Below are 7,646 nucleotides of genomic sequence, written 5' to 3' on the forward strand. Positions count from 1 at the left end.
GCCAAGCAACAATCCAATCCTTGTATGGGTCCAATTTCTTCTTCCTCGAACTTAATGAATTGACCCATTCGAAAGCTTCTTCCGGTGTCTTCTCCATGTAGTTATAAACCGTTGTGCGGGATACCTTCAACTGCTTTGCGATTTGTTGGATGGAAAAGCCCCGCTCCTTCATCTGTTGAATTTCCAAATATAACATTAACTTCTTCTTCACCTTTCGTCCTCCAATAACCTAAGATACCTTTAAAAGTATACAGGATTGGAGATATTCTTTGGTGAAAGTGTTCAATCTTATTCATCGAAAACTGTTCAATTTAGTTTAGCACTGACACCCAGTTAAGGTGCGAACTCTTTCACTCCATCTATCTGCCACATTTATGCTTCGAGTTTTAACAGTTATCGGACTTTAGCTTCTTTAGCAGCCTTATCCACTCGACTCACCTCTTATGTGATTTCTGTTCGTCAGACCAGAGTTTTGCCTAGAGCTTCCTTCAGATTCCACCTCACGGTGGACACCCTTGCCATCAGCTATATGCTTACCACTGTCAGGTCGCATTCGGGACTTGCACCCGTTAGAGTTTGCCCATGCTGGGCGAACTAAAAAAAGGAGTAGAATAAACTACTCCTAAAAAACCTAGCCTTAAAGGTGCACCACAAACAAAATACAACTGTGTAAGAGAGTAGATGTCAGAAAAAGACGTTCTTACAGATAAGGTATACTGTATACGAATGACATATATTAAAATGTCTCTAAAAAAAAGGTAGTGACACCCAGCCTATCCACTCCATTACTTATATATGTCATGATGACTCAATGATATTCAAGTATACAAAAACAGACTCCGTACGGGACTTTTTTAAGTATCCATTTTACAGAGTCTGTTTTATATTTGTAAGGGCTTTTTAGACCGTAGTCTGGTCTGCTATCCCCTAAAGAATTATTTCTTTTGAGAAGCTTTATTCGCATTAGAAAGATTAACCAGAAAGGAACGAGAACCAAACAAAGCTACCAAAATAAGCTAATAAAGTGCCTTTATAAACAGAAGGAAAGCTTATGGCTAATATAAAGTTAAGTAAAGCAATATAGAAAAAAAGTTATTGAAAAATAGCCTTCTTCACAGAATACCTCCTAGGTTGTGTATGATGAGCAACCATACTTGATATAATTGCTTTTATTGTACTTCATTCAAATGAAATTTTTGATGCATAAAATAGTACAGATTCATGTATGCCAACCCCTATACGATTAAGGTTTATTTTATACTAAAAAGAAAAAGATACAATACAAAATCTACTCTATCTTAATTATACTGGTGATTCTAATAGATTTTTCCAATTTGTCATAATTGCACTTAAGACAAACTCAATAAAAATTATTTATCGAATTTTTATGTGTTCATTTATATGATTTGATTAATATTTTAAAACTCATTATCTACCAATGGTTTACCATCTCGATCGACTAATAATGTCATCGCTGATCCAAAACCTGAACTAAGTGACATATATAAAACACCCGTTTTATTATCTCTAATCACTTCATAAGTTGGCGCAAATCCTTGATTTTCAATAACTTCAGAGCGCTTGTTACCCTTACTTTTATTTTCTTTACTCATTTTTTCACCTCTTTTCTCAATTTGTCATATTTACACTAAGACAAACTCATTTTTATCAATTATAAGTTTTGGGTAATTTATTTGGATATTTTGATGGGGTTTAGTTGATATCAAAAAGAGAATAGTTTCATTCTGTTTTTTTATGCCTAAAAATGATTGAGTATACTTTTAAAATAAGAATACTTAGGAAAAGCAGTTCCCTCAAATGTACTGACGGATCTTTTAAGGTAATCAGTCCTGAAAAACAATTGTATTATTATGTTAATTAGCTCTGTTATTTCATTCGCTGAGAGTGTTTAGTTTCACATCAATAGGGTGGTAAAAAAAGTGAATTCAAAAGAAAGAGCAGCGGCTGATATCAGTCGCTGCTTATTTTGAATTATTGTTACCTAAACTAGAACAGCCAAAAAATCAAACCAATTGCTAGAATAATTTGGAAGCAGCCGATCAGTAAGCCATATAACATGGTACGAGGCCCTTCTTTCAAGATATCAGAGAACTTGACCTGAAGACCAATTGCAGCTAAAGCAGTAATCTCAAATTGATTACTGATGACTTCGGAACTGTGAATCATGAAAGAAGGTAAGGGTAGAAAACTTCTAAGCAAGAATAAAATGAAAAATCCTACAATAAACCAGGGAATAGTCAATAGGTTTGTATTTTTTTTCAAATCAGCAGATGTGGAATCAACTGCTGATTTAGAAAATAGCGGTTCTTCCTCTTTAGTGTTTAGTTTACTGAAGGATAAGGCTACTCCGATGATAAGGAGTACTCTCATAAGTTTGAATACTATAGACAGATTAGTGACGTCCATACTCACCAATTTAGCTGAAGCAACGACTTGTCCTATGGATTGGATCGTACCTCCAATCAAAGCTGATGTTTGAACGACTTCGTTGTGGTACAGAACAGAAGCGAGAATAGGCAGTGAGACCATCAATATGGTTCCTGTTACATTAACTATAGTGATGGACATGGCTTTATCTTTCTTATCGGCACCAATTATCGGAGAGACAGTACCAATAGCAGAAGAGCCGCAGACTGCATTGCCGGCACCCATCAACAAAGACATTTTTTTATTGAACTTCATAGTTCGACCGATCCAATAAGCGAATAAAATCGTCAAAACCATTTGAAGAATAACAAAAATAAATCCAGTAAAACCAACTTGCTTGATGATTTGAAAATCTAAGATTATTCCATTTAACACGATCGACCATTCTAAGAGGGATTTTTCAGAAAATTTAGTTCCTCTTTTAAAATAAGGCTTGTTTAAAAAAGTATTTCCCAACAAAATTCCTAAAAAAATTGCGATCAGTGCTGCTCCTAAATTTGGCAGAAGGGCAGATAGATATTGGCTGATTAACGAGATCAAAACACTGATTAGAAGACCGGGTAAAATAGAATAGCTTCTTTTGAATTTTGCGCGCATGTTAAACCTCCTCCAAATATTTATAGTATTATGGTATACCGAAGATTGTATAAAATAAAATAATCATTTATTATATATTTATAAGAAATTGTTATTGAGGAGTGGCATTAGATGTTAGATTACCGGTACCAAACGTTCCTTACTTTGACAGAAGAAATGAATTACACGACCACAGCCAAAAGATTGCACATTACCCAACCGGCTGTCACCCAGCATATTCAGTCTTTGCAACAGGAGTTAGGGGTTGAACTGATTCATTATGAAAAGAGACAATCATCATTAACGGCTAAGGGAAAGCAGCTGCAAAAAGATCTTTATTTGCTCCAAAGAGAGATCGCTAAGGTGGAAGAGCAACTAACTTCTACTGTAGAGCACACTACCCTTTCATTTGGGGCTTCCTTGACGATTGGGGAATACATGATGCCTGGACTAATTGAGTCGTATTTGAACCAATATCCAGTGCACGATATCTCGATGGTAACAGACAATACCCAACATTTGATCGAATTGATGGAACATGGGAAAATTGATTTTGCGGTTGTGGAAGGAGAATTCAATCAATCTGTATTTGAATTCCAGAAAATCGCTGAAGAACCGTTTATCGCTGTCTGTTCAGAAAAAAGTTCTTTATGGAAACAAGAACAGAGCATTAACGACTTATTTTCTACACCTCTTCTAGTCCGTGAAGAAGGATCGGGATCACGCCTGATTTTCGAGACAGCTATAAAAAGTAAAGGAATCCACTTAGACAGCTTTTCGAAAGTTATGACGATTGGGAGCATTGGTGCAACTAAAAAATTGGTCGAAAAAGATTTAGGAATCAGTTTTATTTATCAGATGGCTGTTGAAGAGGAACTCAACAAAGGAATATTGAAAAAGATACCTTTAAGCGATTTTAATGTAATTCATCCGTTTCATTTGATTTATCTAAAAAGAATCCAAGTGAGAGGGATGGAGACGATAAAGAACTTTTTCCTGGAAAACAGGGTAGGTATAATGAACCCCTTGATCTGAGTGGATATACCTTTCCATTACTGGCATATCCTTAATCACATTATTTAATTTATCTAGCGTTTCATAAACTAAATTCATTTTTAAGCTAGTTGAGAAGTGATGTGCAACAATCTCACCGGTAGCACCATCCTTAACTGCTGAAAGATAGGCCCATTGTCCACTTCCATAAGGAAGATAAGTGATATCTGTGAGAAATACTTTGTACGGGATACCTTGATCAAACTGACGATTGACAAGGTTTTTCTTGGTAGCATTTTCTTGGGTTGCCTTCATCATTTTACGGTATGGTTTCGCTGCTCGTATTGATGATATGATGTTATTCTTGCGCAAAATTCTTCTGATTTTTTATGATTCATTACTACATCGTATTCAGTTTCTAACGCCATTTTTATTTCATCAATCCCACACTTCTTCTTATCCAGAAAAATTCTATATAACAATTGGAAATCTTCCCAATCATTTCGATCACGCTCAGCACGTTTATCGCTACTATTTAGCCAGTAATAGTAGCCGCTTTTACTTACCCCTGCAAGGTCGCATAAATGATTCACCATTCCAGCAAGTTGATTCTCACGAATAATTTGGTTAATTAATCTAAAGCGTTCTTGTTTACTTAAGTCGTTTCTTTTGTCGTTTTTCACGCTCCTCTCGTGCTGTTCTAATTTTTTTACTAGTTCAAGATTCCCCTCTAGATAGGCTATACGGGCATTTGCTTTGTCTAGCGCCTCTTGTAACGATAATTGTTCTCTTGGTCCATAGGGACCATTATTTTTTGAACCACGAGTCTCTTGTAACAATACATCTTCTCCGTGATCTTTATATAATCTTTTCCAACGTGATAGTGATTGATCGGATTTTCCTTTTCCGATTAAATGAGAAGGAAGTCCAGCAAGTTCAAATATCTGAGTGGATTTCATGCCTTGTTTGCTTTGTTTAATGGCCTTTATTTTGAATTCTGATGAATAGGTAATACTTTTCTCTGTCACACTTTTCACATTAGGATTGTTTCTTAAAGCTTGAATCTCAGCTTGGCTATATATCTTTTTACTCATCCTGTCCACTCCCTTCTGTATAACTCAAATAGAGTATACCGAAAATTTTGCATAAAAATAACCCGAAAACTTACAACACTCTTTTTTTTGAGTGTTCAGTTTTCGGGTTGAGATTCATAAACAACATTTCCATAATATGTTTTTTTATTTTTCTCGATCATAAAGCCAATCGAAGCCTTTTTCTCTCGCTTCTTGTTCTGCATAATAATCAAATTGACTTTCCATGGCGTAAATTAGTTGCTCGGCTTGTTCTCTACTGATGCCTAACTCTTTGCAAGCTAATAAAACATAGCCTTGTGCTTGGTCGTTTGTCATAATTTCCTCTTTTTGTATATTTGTTTACTCAACTTTCGCAGTTAAAAAATCTGTTTAATCCTTTGATATAACGATGTTCTAAAGACTTAACTATCAAAAATGTACACAAAAAGACACCTCTCTTTGGTAAAATGCAGTTACCACACAACACATACGAAAGAGGGATGTCTTATGGCTACTATTTTACCAGAAAATCAAATCAATCAGGAACTTAATTCTTCCGTTCATCAATTTTTTCGCAATCAGAAACTGGGAACGTTACTGAATCAATCCAATATTCGGAAAGAATCAGGCCTTGCACCAGTAATGCTGGTCCAGTTCATCTTTTCATTGGTCCTTCAAAAGAAAAATTTGTATCGGACATTGGAATCCGGACGGGAGCCAGAGGCTCCTGCCAAGGATGCGGTTTATCGCTTGCTCAACAACGCAACCTATAATTGGCGCAAATTTCTGTTGCTGCTGAGTCAAAATGTCATTACCCAGAAATTTCTCCCGCTTGTCTCAGAAAATCGCGAACGCGTCCTGATTTTGGACGATTCCTTATACAGCCGTGCCCGCAGTAAATCGATTGAGATGCTTGCACTCGTTCATGACCATACCACTGGGAAGTTCTTCCGTGGCTTTCGCATGCTGACTTTGGGTTGGTCGGATGGGAACACTTTCCTGCCGCTTGCGTTCTCTTTATTGAGCTCAGAAAAACAATCGAACCGTTTCCAGGAAATCAACCCGACCATAGACAAGCGCACCGTGGGTTACAAGCGTCGGAAGGAAGCCGTCAAAAAGTCGACGGAAGCGCTGTTCGACTTGCTTGATGATATAAATCCGCTCCAACTTTGCGCTCGAACGTTATTTTTCGATAGTTGGTTCGCATTTCCAAAAGTAATCAAGCGCGTGGTTTCGGAGTATCCACTCGAGGTAGTCCGTATGCTGAAACGTATGCACCGCGTCTACTACACGTATGAAGGTCAAAAGTATACCCTGACCCAGTTGTATCAAGTTGTGCGCAAAAAACGTGGTCGTGCCAAGATCCTCGCATCTGTTGTCGTCAGCTTGGCATTGGACGATAATGAAAAAGAGATCCGAGCCCGTATTGTCTTCGTGCGTGACCGAAACCGCTCCAAAAATTGGCTTGCAATCTTGTCCACAGATACGAACCTGCCTGAAGAAGAAATTGTTCGTCTCTACGGCAAACGCTGGGATATTGAGTGTTTCTTCAAGGTGGCAAAATCACATCTGGCGCTAGGAAAAGAGTTTCAGTGCCGCAGTTACGATGCGATGGTAGCCCACACGACGATTGTCTTCACCCGTTACATCATGCTTGCGCTGCGGACGCGCGAAGCGCAAGATCCGAGGACCATCGGTCAGCTGTTCTTTTTGTGTTGTGATGAATTGGAGGACATCCGATTTGCAGAAGCAATTCTATTGGTATTGGACTGCCTGAAGGCGTCTCTCACGGAAGAACCTATCTTGTCTGAAGAAATGGTGCAGTCTGTTCTGGACAGAGTTTTCGACAACTTTCCTGCTTTCTTAAAACGAGCATTTCATCAACCTGAAAATCAGTTCCCGAGCGGTTTATCGGCATAATAGCATAGCTAGAATTATTGATATATCAAGCCTTTAGGGTCTTTTTTAGTGTGCGAAAGTTGAGTTACCTAATAAATACAAATATAATTTCTTCAATCCTAGTCTTCAATAGTAGCACTGCGGCAAAAGCGGAAGTCGTTAATCTCAAATTTTCTATACATAGTTATTGATCGTCATAGGTCATGGTCTCACTTCCCAATACAGGATTTTGTATGATCATCTCATGAAATTATGTATTTTCAACTCTTATAACACCACTTTACAACTTTTCACGCCCATTAGGGCATAAAAATACAAACAACCCCTTAATTTTTGTATGATTGATTTGGGAAAAAACCAACAAAAAAGGGGTTGTTTGCTATGAATCAATTATATCAAAAAGGCATGACAATCAAAAGTTTAAGAGTTTATTTCGAGCCCTATTTTGCCGGAATGCCTCGACCGACTGCGAATAAAACTTTCTTTTTTCTTTTGGCAATCCTTTCGATGCAAGGGATTCAATCTGTCCGTTTTTTGTACACTTGGTTTTTGAAGAGGATAGATACCTCTGGTTTGAACTCGTATTACTATCTCCTGTCTCAAGGGAAAATATCCCGATCTCTATTGAATCAAATTACTGTCCGTATCGCGTTGTCT

8 protein-coding genes and 1 pseudogene are annotated in these 7,646 nt (G+C 37.4%); 3 read left to right on the forward strand and 6 right to left on the reverse strand.

Annotation, left to right across the window (positions count from 1 at the left end; translation table 11 throughout):
* From BMX58_RS14340 to BMX58_RS14350, 3 genes are all read right to left on the reverse strand, one after another.
* A partial coding sequence (locus BMX58_RS14340) for a helix-turn-helix domain-containing protein (protein WP_113649412.1) occupies positions 1 to 211 on the reverse strand: 211 nt, incomplete at its 3' end.
* 1,207 nt (positions 212 to 1,418) lie between these two features.
* On the reverse strand, positions 1,419 to 1,613 hold the full coding sequence (locus tag BMX58_RS14345; protein ID WP_068624993.1) for a DUF6440 family protein: 195 nt from the start codon (positions 1,611 to 1,613) through the stop codon (positions 1,419 to 1,421).
* A 394-nt stretch (positions 1,614 to 2,007) separates the two neighbouring features.
* Complete coding sequence (locus tag BMX58_RS14350) at positions 2,008 to 3,045, reverse strand: YeiH family protein (protein WP_048729019.1); 1,038 nt, start codon at positions 3,043 to 3,045, stop codon at positions 2,008 to 2,010.
* Between the two features lie 111 nt (positions 3,046 to 3,156).
* On the opposite strand from BMX58_RS14350, the gene BMX58_RS14355 reads away from it, so the two are divergent.
* Complete coding sequence (locus tag BMX58_RS14355; protein WP_082148264.1) at positions 3,157 to 4,059, forward strand: LysR family transcriptional regulator; 903 nt, start codon at positions 3,157 to 3,159, stop codon at positions 4,057 to 4,059.
* Here BMX58_RS14355 and BMX58_RS15105 read toward each other — a convergent pair.
* The 3 genes from BMX58_RS15105 to BMX58_RS14820 form a co-directional block, all read right to left on the reverse strand.
* Positions 3,973 to 4,335: a DDE-type integrase/transposase/recombinase gene (locus BMX58_RS15105; protein WP_420855206.1), complete on the reverse strand. Its 363-nt coding sequence runs from the start codon at positions 4,333 to 4,335 to the stop codon at positions 3,973 to 3,975. The two genes, BMX58_RS14355 and BMX58_RS15105, sit on opposite strands and share 87 nt — an antisense overlap.
* Complete coding sequence (locus tag BMX58_RS14360; RefSeq protein ID WP_204243820.1) at positions 4,332 to 5,111, reverse strand: hypothetical protein; 780 nt, start codon at positions 5,109 to 5,111, stop codon at positions 4,332 to 4,334. Before BMX58_RS14360 ends, BMX58_RS15105 begins: the two co-directional genes overlap by 4 nt.
* A 144-nt stretch (positions 5,112 to 5,255) precedes the next feature.
* The gene (locus BMX58_RS14820) at positions 5,256 to 5,426 is read right to left on the reverse strand and encodes a hypothetical protein (RefSeq protein WP_162840221.1); all 171 of its coding nucleotides are present in this window, start codon (positions 5,424 to 5,426) and stop codon (positions 5,256 to 5,258) included.
* 171 nt (positions 5,427 to 5,597) lie between these two features.
* Between BMX58_RS14820 and BMX58_RS14365 the strand changes: the two genes are divergently transcribed.
* Together BMX58_RS14365 and BMX58_RS14875 are read left to right on the forward strand one after the other, a co-directional pair.
* Entirely contained in the window at positions 5,598 to 7,010 is a 1,413-nt protein-coding gene (locus BMX58_RS14365) for an IS4 family transposase (protein WP_068624995.1), read from the forward strand.
* Between the two features lie 360 nt (positions 7,011 to 7,370).
* Positions 7,371 to 7,646 (forward strand): annotated as a pseudogene (locus tag BMX58_RS14875) (IS701 family transposase); the annotation flags it as partial.

Source organism: Trichococcus ilyis, assembly GCF_900109135.1.
Lineage (GTDB): Bacteria > Bacillota > Bacilli > Lactobacillales > Aerococcaceae > Trichococcus > Trichococcus ilyis.